Annotated in this window: 13 protein-coding genes; 5 read left to right on the top strand and 8 right to left on the bottom strand. The window is 46.0% G+C overall.

Features of this window, described 5'->3' with window-relative positions; all coding sequences use genetic code 11:
* The first annotated feature begins 35 nt into the window (after positions 1-35).
* Positions 36-1,274: a tetratricopeptide repeat protein gene (locus FHS57_RS25930; protein WP_183978821.1), complete on the top strand. Its 1,239-nt coding sequence runs from the start codon at positions 36-38 to the stop codon at positions 1,272-1,274.
* Positions 1,275-1,295: 21 nt separating this feature from the next.
* On the opposite strand, the gene FHS57_RS25925 is transcribed toward FHS57_RS25930, so the two are convergent.
* Positions 1,296-2,039, bottom strand: coding sequence for a DeoR/GlpR family DNA-binding transcription regulator (locus FHS57_RS25925; RefSeq protein ID WP_164490177.1), 744 nt, complete (start codon positions 2,037-2,039; stop codon positions 1,296-1,298).
* A 243-nt stretch (positions 2,040-2,282) separates the two neighbouring features.
* Between FHS57_RS25925 and FHS57_RS25920 the strand changes: the two genes are divergently transcribed.
* Both FHS57_RS25920 and FHS57_RS25915 read left to right on the top strand, forming a co-directional pair.
* Positions 2,283-5,468: a SusC/RagA family TonB-linked outer membrane protein gene (locus FHS57_RS25920; protein WP_183978819.1), complete on the top strand. Its 3,186-nt coding sequence runs from the start codon at positions 2,283-2,285 to the stop codon at positions 5,466-5,468.
* Between the two features lie 18 nt (positions 5,469-5,486).
* The gene (locus tag FHS57_RS25915) at positions 5,487-6,812 is read left to right on the top strand and encodes a RagB/SusD family nutrient uptake outer membrane protein (protein WP_183978817.1); all 1,326 of its coding nucleotides are present in this window, start codon (positions 5,487-5,489) and stop codon (positions 6,810-6,812) included.
* 93 nt (positions 6,813-6,905) lie between these two features.
* On the opposite strand, the gene prfB is transcribed toward FHS57_RS25915, so the two are convergent.
* The 6 genes from prfB to gcvH form a co-directional block, all read right to left on the bottom strand.
* Positions 6,906-7,983 (bottom strand): peptide chain release factor 2 gene (gene prfB, locus FHS57_RS25910; RefSeq protein WP_183978815.1). Its coding sequence is split into 2 segments (ribosomal slippage): positions 6,906-7,922 and positions 7,924-7,983, totalling 1,077 coding nucleotides; the frame shifts between segments, so codons are not numbered across the junction.
* Positions 7,984-8,082: 99 nt separating this feature from the next.
* A complete protein-coding gene (locus tag FHS57_RS25905) occupies positions 8,083-8,535 on the bottom strand; it encodes a DUF4920 domain-containing protein (RefSeq protein WP_183978813.1) in 453 nt (150 codons plus the stop codon).
* 75 nt (positions 8,536-8,610) lie between these two features.
* Positions 8,611-9,735 (bottom strand): hypothetical protein, encoded by a 1,125-nt coding sequence (locus FHS57_RS25900; protein ID WP_183978810.1) that lies wholly within the window; start codon positions 9,733-9,735, stop codon positions 8,611-8,613.
* Between the two features lie 27 nt (positions 9,736-9,762).
* On the bottom strand, positions 9,763-10,311 hold the full coding sequence (locus tag FHS57_RS25895; protein ID WP_122933081.1) for a DUF4199 domain-containing protein: 549 nt from the start codon (positions 10,309-10,311) through the stop codon (positions 9,763-9,765).
* Positions 10,312-10,326: 15 nt separating this feature from the next.
* The gene (locus FHS57_RS25890) at positions 10,327-11,598 is read right to left on the bottom strand and encodes a dihydroorotase (RefSeq protein ID WP_183978808.1); all 1,272 of its coding nucleotides are present in this window, start codon (positions 11,596-11,598) and stop codon (positions 10,327-10,329) included.
* 69 nt (positions 11,599-11,667) lie between these two features.
* Positions 11,668-12,045 (bottom strand): glycine cleavage system protein GcvH, encoded by a 378-nt coding sequence (gcvH, locus tag FHS57_RS25885; RefSeq protein WP_183978806.1) that lies wholly within the window; start codon positions 12,043-12,045, stop codon positions 11,668-11,670.
* Between the two features lie 360 nt (positions 12,046-12,405).
* Here gcvH and FHS57_RS25880 point away from each other — a divergent pair, with 360 nt between their 5' ends.
* Both FHS57_RS25880 and FHS57_RS25875 read left to right on the top strand, forming a co-directional pair.
* Positions 12,406-14,394, top strand: a complete 1,989-nt coding sequence (locus FHS57_RS25880) for an alpha-amylase family protein (protein WP_183978804.1) — start codon at positions 12,406-12,408, stop codon at positions 14,392-14,394.
* Positions 14,391-15,896, top strand: coding sequence for a c-type cytochrome domain-containing protein (locus tag FHS57_RS25875; RefSeq protein ID WP_183978802.1), 1,506 nt, complete (start codon positions 14,391-14,393; stop codon positions 15,894-15,896). Before FHS57_RS25880 ends, FHS57_RS25875 begins: the two co-directional genes overlap by 4 nt.
* Here FHS57_RS25875 and FHS57_RS25870 read toward each other — a convergent pair whose 3' ends face one another.
* Positions 15,897-16,664, bottom strand: coding sequence for a cyclase family protein (locus FHS57_RS25870; protein WP_183978800.1), 768 nt, complete (start codon positions 16,662-16,664; stop codon positions 15,897-15,899).
* Positions 16,665-16,711: the final 47 nt, after the last annotated feature.

Raw genomic sequence — 16,711 nt, 5'->3', positions numbered from 1 at the left:
TTGTACGTTAATATCCACAGCAAAGATAATAGACCATGGAAAAGAACATCTTAAAATATTGGATATTCAGCATCGTTGGCTGGGTACTTTTAGGTACGACTACCGCCAATGCCCAACTTTATGCCTCCTCCGACTTTGATGGCAAGTACGATATGTTGCTCTCCAATCCAGGCGTACAAATCGAAGCCACTGAGGCGATTAACAAACTTTATAACTTCAAATTTGCCGAAGCCGACGCCGAATTTCGTTGGCTGCGCTACCGCTATCCGTACCATCCCATGCCTTATTTTTTGATGGGGTTGGCCGAGTGGTGGAAAATTGTGCCTAATACCGAAGACACTCGCTACGATGACCGCTGCTTGGCGTTGATGGATACTTGCATTACGTTGGCGGAAAAACTGTATGATGCGCGCGAAAACAAAATCGAACCTTCGTTTTTCTTGGCCGCGGCCTATGCCTTCAAAGGACGGATTCACTCGGAACGGAAACACTGGTCACGGGCGACTTTCGCGGGGAAGAATGCCTTGAAATACATGGAAAAATGTGAAGGAAAAAGCGATCTAAGTCCAGAATTACTGTTTGGCGATGGGTTGTTCAATTACTTTGCCCAATGGATTCCAGACAACTATCCGTTGCTCAAACCTATCCTTTGGCTCTTCCCGAAAGGCAACAAACAGCTTGGTATTCAGCAACTTGAAAAAGTAGGAAACAACGCTTTTTACACCCGAACCGAGGCACGGTATTTCTTACTACAGATTTACAGCTACGAAAATCAGTACGCCAAAGCGTATGATTTAGCAAAGTACTCGTGGGAAACGTATCCTGACAACCCCTATTTTGAACGTTATTACCTCCGCTCGGCTTTTGTACGAGGAAATACAGCCGAAGCGGAAAAATCCGCCAACAGCATTTTGTCCAAAATCGACAAAGGAATGGCAGGCTACGAAGCTGTAAGCGGGCGAAATGCGGCTTACGTTTTGGCGTATTACTACAACAACTATCACCGCGATATTCCAAAAGCCAAAGAGTATTACTTGCAGGCTGTCAATTATTCAATTCAAGCCAAAGCGTTTACGTCGGGCTATTATTTGTCGTCGTTGATTGCCTTGGGAAAAATGTCGGAAACTGAAAAAGACTACGAAGCGGCAAGAGAGTATTACAAAACGGTGATTGACCGAGGGGAGAAAAAATCGAGCCAAGTCAAAGAAGCCAAAGACGCCATTAGCCAACTCAACAAATCACGAAGGGAAGAACGAAGAAAGCGGAGGGATTAACCTCCGCTTTTTTTATTATTTCTACAATATAACTAGACCCTCACGGCGGTAGCCTAAAAACTGCGGTGCATCGGCAGGCAAATCAGTCACCAAATAATCAATATCTGATAATTCACATACTTGAAGTTTTTGGGTACTGCCTAGTTTTTCACTAATGGTCACCACCGCGCTTCGTTTAGACGCTTTGATCATGGCTTTTTTCACCTGAACTGCCTCTAAATCTGTATCCGTAATACATTCGGTATCAATGGCATTGGTACCCATGATGCACAAATCAGCCTTGATTTCATTGAGACGGCTAATGACTTCGCCTCCCACGCTAATCTGCGAATTTTTGACCAGCGTTCCCCCCAAAAATATCACGTCAATCGTCGGGTGGTCGCACAACTGAAGGGCAGTTGTCAGGCTTATGGTAAAAAAAGTAGCTTTTAAATCGACAGGCAATAACCTCGCCAACTCCCTAACGGTCGTTCCGCCACCTAGAATAACAAACATTCCGTCTTCGATGAGGGTAGCGGCTTTTTGCGCAATGACCGTTTTTTCCGATAAAGCATAAGTCGTACTCGGTGCATAATCGTAATGGTACGATTTTGACAAGGCTCCACCGTGAACCTTCACCAGTTCACCCGCCTCCGCCAGTTCATTAAGGTCACGGCGGATGGTATCCTCCGAAACGTTCAACATCAATCCCAAATCGGCAGACAATATCCGATTGTGAAGATTGATTTGTTTCATAATGAATGCCTGTCGTTCTCGCTTTAGCATTTGGGTTTGAATTGGGTGCATAATGGTTCAAAAAAATATAAAATCAAATCCGCAAAAAGTTGCAATAAAATTAGAGACATTTTTTGATTCAGCTCAAATTTTCGCCAAAATCTTAATTTTTTTTCATTTTATTCTACTGATACAAATAATTTTAACCAAACAAATGACGGAGTTTGCTGTTTTTATTGTTTATTTATTGCGGTTTTATGCCGATTTTAAAAATAAACTTTTAATTAATAACTTATGCTTCACAACAATTACGGCCAAATTATTCAGAACCGTTTTCGTTCTGAACTCATGCGGACGATTGTGGCAATTTTAGCGATTTGTTTTTCGCTAAATGGCTGGGCCCAATCGTACGCCGTCAAAGGGAAAGTAACCGACAACAACGGTCAGCCTATCCCTGGTGCTACGGTACAAGTAGCAGGAACTTCGCTCGGAACAACTGCCAATGTAGAAGGAGATTTTTCGCTTAATCTAAGTGGTAATGTTAAAATTACGTTCAGCGCGGTAGGCTACAGCACAGTTACACGGGAGGTTTCTTCGAGCCAGTCGATTGTCAATGTTTCGCTTCGAGAAGACCAAATGAACCTCGACGAAGTCGTCGTGACGGGTTCTACCATTCGGGCCGAACGCCGACAACTTGGAAACGCAATTACGACGATTAAGGCGGATAACCTCGAAAAAACAGGCTCCCCCAACCTCGTGAGCGCCCTGCAAGGAAAAATCCCAGGTGCTCAAATCACCCAAAACTCAGGTGACCCCGCAGGAGGAATTACGGTACGTTTGCGCGGGGTAAAATCCATCCAAGGAAGCTCTGACCCGCTGTATGTCATTGACGGTGTAATCATTAACAACGAAACGTCACCTGCTTCTCAGTTGGCCCTTTCGCTCGGCAACCAAGCGCCAAGTACTGCGCTCGGAACCAACCGTTTGGCCGATATTAACCCCAGTGACATTGAGTCTTTAAACGTTATCAACGGTGCCGCTGCCGCCGCTCAATACGGTTCAAGGGCTGCCAACGGGGTGGTTATTATCACGACCAAACGCGGAAAATCAGGCGCGCCAAAAATCAACTTTACGACCAGTTTTTCTTCCAACGAACTTCGCAAAGGTGTTTTCATTTCTACCTTGGGGAAACAATTTGGTTTCAAAGACTTGCGTCTTCACACCATCGGGGTAATTAGTGCTGCTCAAAGCGCCGCCAACCCTACCATGACGACCACGGGCATCGTTCGCGACGGAGCCACTTCTTTGCTGGCCTCTAACCTGGTGGACGTGACTCGCTACAATTATTTTGACCAAATCTTCCGTACAGGTTTTGGCAACGACAATACGCTTTCGATTTCGGGTGGAACTGACCGTACGCAGTATTTTGTGTCGGCTTCTTACATGAAAAACGAAGGGATTGTCAAGGGCGTCGATTTTCGTCGGGCGAGTTTGCGGGCGCGCGTTGACCAACGTCTTAACAATTGGGCAAAACTATCGGCGGGCTTGAATTATTCAAATAGCTTTTCCAACGAAAAAGCCAACGGAAACGTGTTTTACAGCCCGATAAACTCGGTAACAATCACCAACAACATCTACGACATCACCCAGCGCGACGCCGCAGGTAACTTGTTGGCGGTTGAGCCTACCCGCGTCAATCCACTCACAACCGTGGAAACCATGAAGTTTACGCAAGCTGTAAGCCGCACCATCGCTGATGCGCAATTAAACCTTACGCCTGTCAAAGGTCTTGGCATCGACTGGGTTGTTGGGGTGGATACGTACGGGCAGTTGGGTAAAAACTACATTCCGCCGTATCCTTACCAAGCCGTGGCGGGTCTTCCTGCGGAGCGTTATCCTGATGGTTTTGCGGCCAACGCCAACAACAACGTCACGCAGTTTAACAGCGACATCAATGCTACCTACGAAACCGAACTTAGCAGTTCGCTCAAATTAAATGCCGCCGCTGGTTTCAATTACCAATTCTACCAGTCAGATTTTACCCGTGCCAGTGGTTTGAACACCGCACCTTTTATCGAAACCGTAAGCGGTACGGCAAGTACGACCGTTACGGCAGGTTACGGCCTCGACCGTTACAATTTGAGTGGATTTTTTGTACAAGCGACCTTGGGTTACAAAAATCTAGCCTTCGTTACGGCTGCCGTTCGCCGCGACCGTTCGTCGAAGTTTTCTCCGAGCGAAACCAACCAAACGTATCCTAAGTTGAGCGGTAGCTTTGTGGTTTCAGACCTTGATAGTTGGAAAAATAGCAGTTTGGCCAACGTTTGGGACGGTTTTAAAGTACGTGCGTCGTACGGACAAGCGGGTAACTTGACGGGAATTGGAAGTTACAGCCGTTTCTGGCAGTTTAGCCCAGTGCCTTTCCTTGGCAAAAACACCATCATTCCTGGCGCTACCTTGGCCAACCCTCGCGTACGTCCTGAACGCATGGACGAAATCGAAGTGGGTGCCGACCTTTCTTTCTTAAAAAGCCGACTCAATTTGGGAATTTCGGTCTATAACCAGCAAATCAAAGACTTGGTTGTCAACCGCGAATTGGCCCCTTCTACGGGTGGAACGGGAATCGTGAACAACGTAGGAACGATGGAAAACAAAGGTTTTGAGATTAGCTTAAACGCCTTAGCAGTGAAGAAAAAAGACTTCTCGGCCGATTTCACTGTTCTTTACAACCAAAACCGCAACAAAGTATTGGACATCGACCAAGGGAATCCATTGATTTCAACGCTCACCATTGGCAACTCAGCGGGTGCTCCTGTTTTCTTGATTGAAGGCCAGCCTGCCAGCGTTTTTTATGGTTTTCCTTATGCTCGTAATACCGACGGAAGCTTGTTGTTAACCAAACAAAACCTTCCTCAACGCGAAATGGGTGCTCAAAACACGACAGACCCAACGCAATACACCGTAGGAGATCGTGTAGATGGCCAGCCGAGTGGTGCTTTTATCCGTAAAGTTATTGGCAATCCTAATCCAAAATGGACAGGTTCGTTCAGTGGTAATTTGACGTACAAAAAACTTGGTTTACGTTTCTTGTTGGATGCCGTGCAAGGTTTCCAAGTGTTCAATGCTGACAAGCGTACCCGCAACAACGTAGGAATTGGCGACATCGCCGAAGCCGAAATGTTGGGTACACTGCCGCGTGGCTATGTGTTCTCGTTGGTCAACATCGAAGAATACCGCGTCGATGAAGGAGGCTTTACCAAATTGCGCGAATTGGCCCTTACGTATCAGCTTCCTAAATTCAGGGGAATCAACAATTGGAGTGTATCGCTCGTGGGTCGTAACTTGATTTCGTGGGATAAATACAACGGTTTTGACCCTGAAACAAACGCAGGTAACAACAGCGACATTTTGCGCGGGGTGGACTTCGGAAACGTCCCTATTCCACGCACGTACCAGCTCCAGTTGAATTTATCTTTCTAACGTGAAACCTGTAATGCAATGAAAAAGACGATATTATATACACTTTTGGCGGGAACGATGCTGACGGCCACTTCCTGCGACCAAGAATACCTCAACCCAAGCGCCGCCAGCGAAACCCAAGTAACGACCGACATCAACGGGCTCATTACGCTCTGCAACGGTCTCCAATACCGCTACTCAAGCACCCGTGCGGGGGTTCTTTACACGGCCATTACGGCTAGTGGGCTTACAACCAAAGAACTTACGGTATTGAATGCGGGTAACGGCGACGAAGAACAACTTCGGATTGGCAGCGGCAGCATAACCCCTAACAACGGTATTTTGCGTAACCTTTGGGCACAAAACCAGTTGGTAAAAGCCAATGCTGACCTTATCTTAAAAAGCGTAGCTACGGTCGCTGGCGATGCAGGCACCAAAAGTGGCATTACGGCCTATGCTTCTATTTTTAGGGCCTTGGCATTAGGGACTATCGCTCAATTTTGGGAAAAACTCCCCGTTACCACAGGCGATAATGCCGTGTTTGTCACGCGGGATGAAGCGTTAAAAGAAGCCATTCGTACGCTCGAAACCGCCGCTACTACGCTTACTGCTACCCCCGTTTCTTCTACTTTCACTACGCGGATTGTAGCAGGGATTGATTTAGCCAATACCATTCAAGCGTTGATTGCACGTTATAGCCTTATGGTAGGCGACAATGCCAAAGCCTTGGCCGCAGCTAACAAAGTGGATTTGAGCAAAAAATCATCGTTCAACTTTGACGATGCCACTCAGAACCCCTTATTCTTCAACACCTTCGGAAACCGCAACGTGACTGAGCCTGTCAACGCTACGCTTGGTTTACCCGAAGCACTTCGCCCCATTGCCGCCGACAAGCGCTTGGCGTTCTATTTGTCAAACCCTGCGGGCGTAGCAAGCGGAGGTATTAACTTAGGCCGTGCTAGTTTCTTTACCGCCAACAATGCCGCGATTCCTGTGTATTTACCTGGGGAAATTCAGTTGATTAGAGCGGAAGCAAGTGCCCGTACCAACGATTTGGTAGGTGCAACGACCGCTTTGAACGCCGTTTTAACCAAAACAACCGATGCGTGGGGCATAGGAGCAGGACTTCCTGCTTACTCGGGTGCCAACACCGCCGATGCGCTACTGACCGAAATCTACCGTCAGCGTTGCATAGAGTTGTTTTTGTCAGGATTAAAATTGGAAGATAGCCGTCGTTTTAATCGTTTGGCTCCCGTGGCGGGCAATGCCGCTTCGCAAGTAGAGCGTACCCGTACGTTTTATCCGTATCCGTTGATTGAGAAAGATAATAACCGCACCAACACGCCTACCGACCCTGCTATTTAGTGGGAGAGTGGTCGGGTTGTGAGCACACCTCTGCATAGAAAAGCCCTGATGATGAGTCAGGGCTTTTCTATGCTATTTCGAGTAACTACTCAATTACTGCAACATCAAATAGGCTTTGATAAATTCGTCCAAGTCGCCGTCCATTACTCCCTGAACGTCAGAGGTTTCTACGCCTGTTCGCACGTCTTTCACCAATTTATAAGGGTGCATGACGTAGTTACGAATTTGAGAACCCCACTCAATTTTCTTTTTAGAAGCTTCCACTTCGGCGCGGGCTGCGTTGCGTTTTTCAACCTCAATTTGGTACAATTTCGATTTCAACAAACGCATGGCCAAATCGCGGTTGAGGTGCTGACTCCGTTCTTGTTGGCACTCAATCATCAAGCCCGAAGGTTTGTGGCGAAGCCGAACGGCTGTTTCCACTTTGTTGACGTTCTGTCCACCAGCTCCTCCCGAACGATACGTATCCCATTCAATATCGGCAGGATTTACCTCAATTTCGATGCTATCGTCAATCAACGGATACGCATACACCGAAGCAAACGAAGTATGGCGGCGGGCGTTGGAGTCAAACGGCGAAATACGTACCAAACGGTGTACGCCGTTTTCTGATTGCAAATAACCATAGGCTTGTGGCCCATCTATCTGAATCGACGCCGATTTAATCCCTGCTCCGTCTCCCTCTTGGTAGTCGATTTGGGTTACTTTGTAGCCGTGTTTTTCGGCCCATCGCACATACATTCGATACAGCATATCTGCCCAATCTTGGCTTTCGGTACCACCTGCACCTGAGTTAATTTCGAGGACGGCGTTGAGCTGATCTTCTTCGTTGGAGAGCATTTTTTTGAGCTCGACCTCTTCCAACACCTTCAATAAGGCTTGGTATTCGGCTTCAACTTCCGTTTCGGTGGCTTCGCCTAGTTCAAAAAACTCTTGAAGTGTTTCCAAATCGCCAAGGCGTTCTTCTACCGATTCGTAGCCTTCGGTCCATCCTTTCAAGCCCCGAACCTCCTTCATGGTTTGTTCGGCCTTGGTATTGTCGTTCCAAAATTCAGGTTGGTTCTGAATTTGTTGTAATTCGGTTAATCGTTCTTTCTTAGTATCGTAGTCAAAGATACCCCCTCAAAGCCGAAACGCGGGCTTTCAAGTCTTTCAACTGTTCTGTGGTCATCGAATTATTTATTTCAAAAGTTAAATGGATTGCAAAAGTACAAATAAAAAGCGGTCGGTTGGTGATTAACCAACTGACCGCTTTTAGGAATCTGGTTTATTATTTTTTCACGATGACCCCGTCCGCTACAAACGTCAACTCGCGCTTGGCTTCGGTGATTTTCGCGATTTCTTCCTTACTTTTTCCTGCATCTTCGGCATAGTGCTGCAATTCAGCCACCGAAGTAGTCTTCATTTTGGCTTCGCCGTCAATCACGACAGTTTTACCCGCAATGTCTTTAGGCACAAAAAAACCATAGTCTTTGAACGACACGCGCATGGTTTGTCCGTCGGCGGTTTTTACTTTCATCCAGCAGCCTTTTGCTTGGCACACCGATTCTACCGTACCAGTTACTTTGGCCGTCATTTTTTCTTTGCTTCCCATTTTTTTAGGAAGTTCAGTAGCCGCTACGGCTCCTTTATCGCTGATTTTTTCGCCAAAATAGCTATCACTTTGCGCAAACGCTCCCAAAGCAAATGCAGCAAACAAGGTTGTTAAGAGTACTTTTTTCATGGTAATTCTAGTCAATAAAATAATTGATGAAATGACAAATTTTCTTCAAAACTATACAATTTTTGGTGATGTTCGTTAAAACAGCCCTTCAAAAAAATCCATATCTTTCTCTGCCTTAGGAATTTTGTAGCCTTTCAAAAATTCTTTCAGAACCAACTGACTTCCAAACGCTTTTACGTCATTTTTAATACTGGCAGCCTCACTTTTAAATTCTTTAATGTCCTGCTCAAGCGATAGACGGAGTCGGTGGATATTGCTCACAATATAGTCAGGTTTACCGCTCATTTGAGCAACCTGCGAAACCATATTTTCTAGCTCATAACTCAGTTCTTCGGCCTGTTCGCGCAAGAGTTTATTGTAATTTTTCAGGTGGCTTTCGGCCATATTTTCAATGTGCTTTTGGTCGATTCTGTCAAACTCCAACTGCAAACGCAACAATCCCAATAAATCATTTTTTTCGTAGGCTTCCGTCACGCGCTGCATGATTTGAGTCTTGCGCTCACGTTCTTCTTCATCCGGCTCACGATCAGGGTGAAAAGCTTTGACCAAATCCATGTAAATTGTCCGCACCGATTTGGTAATGTTACGGGCTTCCAACTCTTTCTTTTCTTCTTTCTCTTGCTGCTTTTTACTCTTCGGGCGTTTTGCTTTTCGTTCTTCAGCTTGGCGCTGCTCTTGCTCAAACTCGTCTTGTTTTTCAGCGATTTTTTTGTTCATCAGCTCCTGAAGCTTTTCAGGATTGGTTATATCAACGTCTTCATCGATTTCGATGCCAAACATTGAAAAAATCCCCTTTAGCTGTTCGGCCGCTAATTCGTTGACTTGTTCGTTTTCTTCTTCGTACGATGTCTCGTTGTATTTATTGTAAATCGGAATCAACTCCTCCATGCCTCCGTATTCAATCACATCGTGCGCAAGTTCGCAAATGAGGTACGTGAGTTTTTTCTGTTCCCTTTTTTTGAAATAACCAGAGTCATGCGCGCGGTCAAAACACTTCACCAATTCCGCTTTCTGGACATAATATTCTTTCCGAACGGGGGTCAGTGCGCTATGAAGACGTTGATTGACTTCATCCACACCAGCACGATACTCGGCAATCTCTTGTTCCAGCTTTTCTATCTTTTTGATGAGACGGTTAAACTCCTTCTGAACTTTTGATTGTTCGGCTTTCTCTTTGGTGATTTGGATAATCTTTGCCATCAGTCAAGGGAATAATGGGATAAATTTTTAACGACTCAAACTGTTGGGGTGTTGTTTACGAAGCACCAACGAAATCAATAAAATAGGCATCACGACGAGCATCAACGTAAACCGAAACTCATCAAAAATAAAACTTGAAGGCTCAAGTTTATCTATGTCGGCCAGTTTTTGCTGAAAACTTTCATTGCCCCATACTTTTATCGCTTCCGCTTTGTTGACCAACAATGATTGGCGCAAAATACCTTGGTAGTGAGTCAATGCTTTAGGAGAAAAGTAAAAATACAAGCTCGATAAATAACCACACACCAAGGCCCCCGTGATCCACACTACGTAACCAATCGAGATTCCTTCCCACATGTGTAGGTAGCCTTGCCCGACCTTCTTACGGTAGTACCAAGTGGCAGCCGCAATGATAATGGCAAAAAAACCGACGTCGAGCGCTCGGCTTGTGCTTGAGAATTTTTCTAGGCTCTGCACGAGCAAAAAGAACAAAAAGCAAACCACACCAGCAATCACTCCGAAGAATAACGGGAGCTTGAGCAATGGCTTATTGAAGAAGTTAATCACACTTTGCATAGGTTATCCACAAAGTTATCCACATTTTTCCACCATTCCTTGGTTGATAACATAGACGGCTTTGCCTTTAAATTGAGTACCAAAAAACGGTGAATTCTTTGATTTAGAACGAGTTTCCTTAAAAATCCATTCCAAATCGGGGTTAAAAATGGTAAAATTGGCCACGTTGGCTTCCGAAATCGTTACTGAAGGTAAACGTAGAATAGCACGGGGCTGATGCGTGAGTTTTCCTACCAGTTGATCCAGCGGTAATTGGGTGTTATGAGTGTTGAGTACTGCAAAAGCCGTTTCTAACCCGATAATTCCAAATTCGGCCAAATCAAACTCCAAATTTTTAGACTCTTCGTCCTGAGGGTTATGATCCGACACCACGGCGTCGATGGTACCATCGGCCAATCCTTCCCAAATTGCTTCGATGTCAGATTGTGCTCTAAAAGGTGGGTTGACCTTATAATTCGTATCAAAATTCAGCAAAGCCGAATCGTCAAACGCAATTTGATGCGCTGCCACGTCGCAAGACACGGGATACCCCTTGGCTTTCGCCGCCCGAATCAGTTCCACCGTCGTTGCCGTCGAAATCGTCGAGAAGTGTAGGAGGGGAGTTTCACTTTTAATGCCCATGTATTCGAGCATTTTTAGGTCGCGCATCACCATAAGTTCTTCCGCAATGGTAGGAATCCCCCTCATTCCGAGCAACGTACTCACTTCGCCTTCGTTCATTTGCCCAAACACGGTCAAATCGTAATCTTCGGGGCGATTCATCAATACTCGGTCAACCTGCTGCAAATATTGTAACGATTTCAACAGAATGTGCGTATTGTAAATAGGATGAGAACCATCCGAAAAAGCCACCGCCCCCGCGTGCGAAAGGTCAATCATTTCGGTGAAATCTTTGCCTTCACAACTTTTTGTAACCGCGCCAATCGGGTGTACATTCACCACTTGCCCCAAAGCCCTGTGTTTGACGTAAACGAGGGTATCTTTGGAGTCGAGGGCGGGTTTGGCGTTGGGTAACACGGCAATGTCAGTAAAGCCACCAACAGCCGCCGCTGCACAAGCCGAGCGCAAGTCTTCTTTTTGCTCATACCCTGGGTCATACGCATGAACGCGCATATCCACCCAACCAGGTGAAATATGCCAATTTTTGCCTTCAAGTACTTGGGCATTAGCCGCCTCAATGTGGTCAGCAATCTGGGATATTTGGCCATTTTCTACCAAAATATCTTTTAGTTGCCCATTATAAGGCGAGTGAGTATCAGTAATTTTTACAGAACGAATCAGTAACATTTTTTTATCAACTTTCTTGGCTCCCCCTTGGGATTAGGGCTAAAAAAAAGCCCCTTTCGGAGCTTGTTCTTATTCGCCAATCAATTCTTTATAGGCTTCTACAGAGAGTAAGTCATCGGTTGAGCCAGTTATTTTAACACGAATCATCCAACCTTCACCGTAAGGATCAGAGTTGACCAAATCTGGATCAGCTTCCAAAGCTGCATTAAATTCAAGAATTTCTCCTGAAACGGGCAAATAAAGATCAGAAACGGTTTTTACGGCTTCTACTGTTCCAAATAATTCACCTTCGCTGATGGTTTCGCCGACGGTGTTAATGTCAACATAAACAATATCACCCAATTCTCTTTGGGCAAAATCAGTAATACCTACAACGGCAGTACCGTCGCTTTCAAGGCGAATCCACTCGTGGTCTTTGGTGTACTTAAGCTCTGCTGGAAATGTCATGGTTTGTTGAGGCTTTTCGTTTTGGCTGCAAGATAATACGAAAACCTAACTTTTGCGAAAGCCCCCCCTTACTTTACCAGTTTTTCTAACTCCGTCCAGCGAATGTTTTTTTGTTCAGGTTGAACGCATTAAAAATAAAAAGTGACTATTTATTGCTCCAGAGGAGCTAAATCTTCGTAGAAAGAAATAATTAGCCACCCCGATGGGGCTGCTTTAGGGAGGGGTTTGTTTACTTTTTCTACAAAGGTTTTGCCTCTCCGAGGCTATTTTTTTAATGCGTTTAATCTGATGCCAGAAACTGATACAAGAGAATAGCCTACTCCTTGTCTTTGGTAGTATGGGTACTAAATTCCCTTTTCCATGAAACGGTTATACATCCTCCTATTCGGGCTGCTTTCCTGTACGGCCCTTGCCCAAACACCTTTGCGCCGCTCCGAAAGTTATTTCGGCTTGCATTTTGATTTTCATGCCACCTTGCAAGACACACTCATCGGTAAAACCCTCACCGATAAGATGATAGACTCCCTTTTAACAAAAGTAAAGCCCGATTTTATTCAAGTAGATTGCAAGGGGCACTCAGGGGTGACGAGCTACCCGACCAAGGTGGGAAACGCGCCCAAACGGGTCGAAAAAGACATCTTAAAACTCTTTCGAGAAGTTACCCTGCGCCGAGGCGTGGCATTGTACGTTCATTATTCAGGTGTATGGGACGACGAAGCCGTCAAACACCATCCCAATTGGTCGCGGATTGATTCAGAAGGCAAACCAGACCGCCAAAAAGCCTCGCTCTGGAGCGCTTACGCCGATAGTTTGCTCATTCCACAGTTAAAAGAAATCTGCGATTATGGCGTCAACGGAGTATGGGTCGATGGCGACTGCTGGGCAACCAACCCCGATTATTGCCAAGCTGCTATCGACGAGTTTCGGTTTATCACAGGCATCCAAGACATTCCCCGCAAAAAAACCGACCCGCATTACGACAAGTGGCTGGAATTTCACCGCGATGCCTTCCGTCGGTACGTCCGCAAATACACCGATGCGCTCCACGCTTACAATCCTCGTTTTCAGGTAGCAAGCAATTGGTCTTTTTCGGCCATGATGCCCGAAAAAGTGGACATCAACGTCGATTTTTTGTCGGGCGATACCGAACCCCTCAACGGTGCCAACCAATCGGCTTTCCAAGCGCGTTGCCTAGCGCCTCAGGGCAAACCCTGGGACTTGATGTCGTGGAGTTTTGGGTACGGATGGGAAGACCAAGTAAAATCACCCAAAAACGCCATTCAACTTTCGCAAGAAGCCGCCCAAGTGATTTCGATGGGAGGCGGTTTTCAAGCCTATTGGACTCAAGAGCGAGACGGAAGTCTGCCTACTTTTTCGTACCAAACTATGAGCGATTTGGCAAAGTTTTGCCGCCAACGGCAGCCTTTTACCCAGCAAAGCAAGCCCATCCCGCAGGTGGCCTTGCTTTACTCCAACGTGGGGTACAAAAGTCAGCTAACGACTGTTTATAACACTGGAGATGGCAAACAACAACCCATGATTGGCACCCTCAATGCACTACTATACAGCCAATTACCCACCGAAATTTTACAAGAACATCACCTCCGTGGCCGTACGCAAGCCTATCCGCTTATCGTCATTCCTGAATGGAAAAAAATCGACGAAACCCTCAAAGAGGAGTTAATTGAGTACGTGCGCCAAGGTGGAAATTTGATCGTTATTGGCAGTGAAACCGTCAAATTGTTTGAAGCCCCACTGGGCGTTCGTCTTGGGGCTTCCACCCAAACCATTTCTAATTGGGGATTTGGCCAACTTCTGACGGGCACCAAAGCGGCGTTTCGACCTTTTGAGCCACTTTCAGGTACTCAGACGTTTGGACAGTGGTTTTCGGGAGGCGACCTCCGTTTTGGAGAAGGCCCTGTTGCATCCATTGCTTCATTTGGCAAGGGAAAAATCGCGGGCGTTTATTTTAATTTTGGAGAACAACATTTTAAGCGCGAAACCTACGTCGGAAGAGACTTTTTAGGTACATTGGCCAAACAATTGTTTCAACCCCAAGTGACCGTGAGTGGCTCAAAGTACGTAAACGTAGCCCTCAACCAAAAACAAGGAACCACTTACGTAAACCTCATCAATATGGCAGGCAACCACGCCAACAAAGCCATTCATGCTAGTGACGAAATTCCACCGTTATTGAACTTAAAAATAGCCGTAAAAGCGCCCTTGCGCCCCAAACAAGTAACGCTTCAACCCGAAAATAAGCCGATTCCGTTTGCGTATAAAAACGGAGAAATTACCTTTACCATAAGCAAATTAGACATTCACTCCATCGTCGCCATCAAACCATGATTTTGTTACAAGCTTCTTCCGATTGGGCCGCTTTTATTGGACGTTTTCACCCTGTATTGGTACACTTACCCATTGGATTTTTACTCCTAGCGGGGCTGCTCGAACTGGGGCGCTTGACCAATAAGGTAGAAGTAAAAGACTCGACGATTTCATTTATTTTGTTTTGGTCAGCCATTGGAGCTACGGCATCTTGCATTGCGGGCTATTTGTTGTCGTTGGGCGGAGGCTATGAAACCGAACTGCTCGAAGAACACAAATGGCAAGGGATTTGGGTGGCCGTTGCTTCGTGGGTTGCGTGGGTTTCTAAGACCGATTTGTTGTTTCAAAAATTCAAATTTGGCGGTCTTTTGTACCTTCCTGCCTTGGCAATAGGCGGTCTTTTTACAATGGTCGCAGGGCATCATGGCGGTTCTCTGACGCACGGGGAAGGCTATCTCACCCAAGAAACGCCCGAACCTTTTCGGGCGTGGGCGGGCATGGAACCCAAAACTGAAAAAGGGGGCGATGAAATTAAGCCCATCGCCGACGTCAACAATGCCTTGGTCTATCAAGACATTGTCAACCCTATTCTAAAAGCAAGGTGTGTTCAGTGCCATAACGCAAAAAAATCCAAGGGCGATTTGCGAATGGATGAAATAGAATTATTGAAAAAAGGGGGAGAAAATGGCCCAGCTTTTATTGCAGGGAAATCCGACGAAAGTGAACTCATTAAGCGCTGTTTGCTCCCACTAGAAGACGAAAACCACATGCCCCCCAAAGGAAAAACCCAACTTTCGGAAGGGCAAGTGGCTATTTTATCTTGGTGGATTGACCAAGGTGCACCCGTTGACAAAAAAGTGGCAGAACTCAAAACAACCGACGCCGTTAAACCCGCGTTGGCAGCCCTCAGCAAACCGCAGTCTGCCGAAGGTAGTGCGTCTTCTTCTAGCCAAAAAGATGAATTAGCGTCTCTTAACGTGTCCGCTCCCAATGCCAACGACATCGAAGCCCTCAAAAAAGTAGGCGTTTTGGTTACGCCCATTGCTACAGGCAGCCATTTGTTAGACATCAACGCCGTCAACGCCAGCGGTCTAACAGATAGCCAACTTGCGCTTTTGGAACCTCTTAGCGAACAAATCGTTTGGTTAAAATTAAACAATACCCGCATCACCGACCAAGCCACAAGCACCCTCAGCCAACTCAAAAATTTGCAAAAATTACACCTTGAAAATACCGCTATTTCAGACGCTTTACTTCAAAAAATCAAAGACTTATCTCGTCTAACGTACCTCAATTTGGTCGGCACAAAAATCACCGACCAAGGACTTAAAGAACTCGCAGCTGCTAAAAAATTGACCAGCCTTCACCTTTGGAAAACCAGCGTAACTGAAGCAGGTGTGAGCGCTTTGAAACAAGCCAATGCTGCGTTAGAAATCACCACAGGCATTACCGAGCAACAAATTGCTGAGTTTGTCAAAGTGGGTCAAAGCGCCCCCAAACCCGAGGAGGTCAAGAAAAAATAGTTATTCGTTTAAAATTGCCACGACACGCGCGGGGGCGGCCGATGCCCCCACAATTTTGAGCGGAAAAACGCATACTTTAAAGCCCGTTGGCGGCAATGTGCCCAAGTTGACCAATTGCTCAATGTGGCAATACTCCTTTTCACGTCCCACAAGGTGAGCTTGCCAAAACAAATCACGATTGCCCGATTCTTTTGCTTTCTGAATCATATAACGCATGGGTAAATCCCAACCCCATTGGTCAATACCCATTACTTTGATTCCTTGGTCAATAAGCCATTCGGTCGCCTCTTTGCTCATGCCCGTTCCTACATCCGCAAATTGCTTCGTTCCGTTGAATTTATCGCGCCCTGTTCGGATGAGTACAATCATTCCTGCTTGTAAGCGAACGCCCATTTTTTGCAAATTTTCTTGTATATCCTGTAATGTAATGACCTCAAAATCTGCTTTGTGAGTCATATCAATAACCACTCCGTCGCCGTAGCACCATTCCAATGGTATTTCATCAATGGTTTTGGCAGGCTGCCCCGCCACGGTTGGGTAATAATGCCAAGGCGCATCAAGATGCGTAGTTGCATGAACTCCCATATGTTTAATAGTGTCATCTGCCCAGCCTACAAAATCCTTGGGGAACAGTCGGAAAGGCAAACCCAGAAAGCGAATGAGCCACCGAGCGGCTTTATGAGGTTTATGTTTAATTTTTACCCGCATAAACCAAGGGTCTTCGGCATTAAAGCGAATTGGTTTGGAAAGGTCTATAATTCGTGGCATATCAGTGAGAAACGTGTTTTTTTGGGGTTCGATATTAAGCATATTTA

The sequence above is a fragment of the Runella defluvii genome (genome assembly GCF_014195535.1).
In the GTDB taxonomy this organism is placed as follows: Bacteria; Bacteroidota; Bacteroidia; order Cytophagales; family Spirosomataceae; genus Runella; species Runella defluvii.
This window is presented reverse-complemented; position numbering and strand designations above follow the sequence as displayed.

Coding starts and splice junctions, on each gene's coding strand:
- FHS57_RS25930 (WP_183978821.1), top strand. CDS start 36: ATGGAAAAGAACATCTTAAAATATTGGATATTCAGCATCGTTGGCTGG.
- FHS57_RS25925 (WP_164490177.1), bottom strand. CDS start 2,039: ATGCTAAAGCGAGAACGACAGGCATTCATTATGAAACAAATCAATCTT.
- FHS57_RS25920 (WP_183978819.1), top strand. CDS start 2,283: ATGCTTCACAACAATTACGGCCAAATTATTCAGAACCGTTTTCGTTCT.
- FHS57_RS25915 (WP_183978817.1), top strand. CDS start 5,487: ATGAAAAAGACGATATTATATACACTTTTGGCGGGAACGATGCTGACG.
- FHS57_RS25905 (WP_183978813.1), bottom strand. CDS start 8,535: ATGAAAAAAGTACTCTTAACAACCTTGTTTGCTGCATTTGCTTTGGGA.
- FHS57_RS25900 (WP_183978810.1), bottom strand. CDS start 9,735: ATGGCAAAGATTATCCAAATCACCAAAGAGAAAGCCGAACAATCAAAA.
- FHS57_RS25895 (WP_122933081.1), bottom strand. CDS start 10,311: ATGCAAAGTGTGATTAACTTCTTCAATAAGCCATTGCTCAAGCTCCCG.
- FHS57_RS25890 (WP_183978808.1), bottom strand. CDS start 11,598: ATGTTACTGATTCGTTCTGTAAAAATTACTGATACTCACTCGCCTTAT.
- gcvH (WP_183978806.1), bottom strand. CDS start 12,045: ATGACATTTCCAGCAGAGCTTAAGTACACCAAAGACCACGAGTGGATT.
- FHS57_RS25880 (WP_183978804.1), top strand. CDS start 12,406: ATGAAACGGTTATACATCCTCCTATTCGGGCTGCTTTCCTGTACGGCC.
- FHS57_RS25875 (WP_183978802.1), top strand. CDS start 14,391: ATGATTTTGTTACAAGCTTCTTCCGATTGGGCCGCTTTTATTGGACGT.
- FHS57_RS25870 (WP_183978800.1), bottom strand. CDS start 16,664: ATGCCACGAATTATAGACCTTTCCAAACCAATTCGCTTTAATGCCGAA.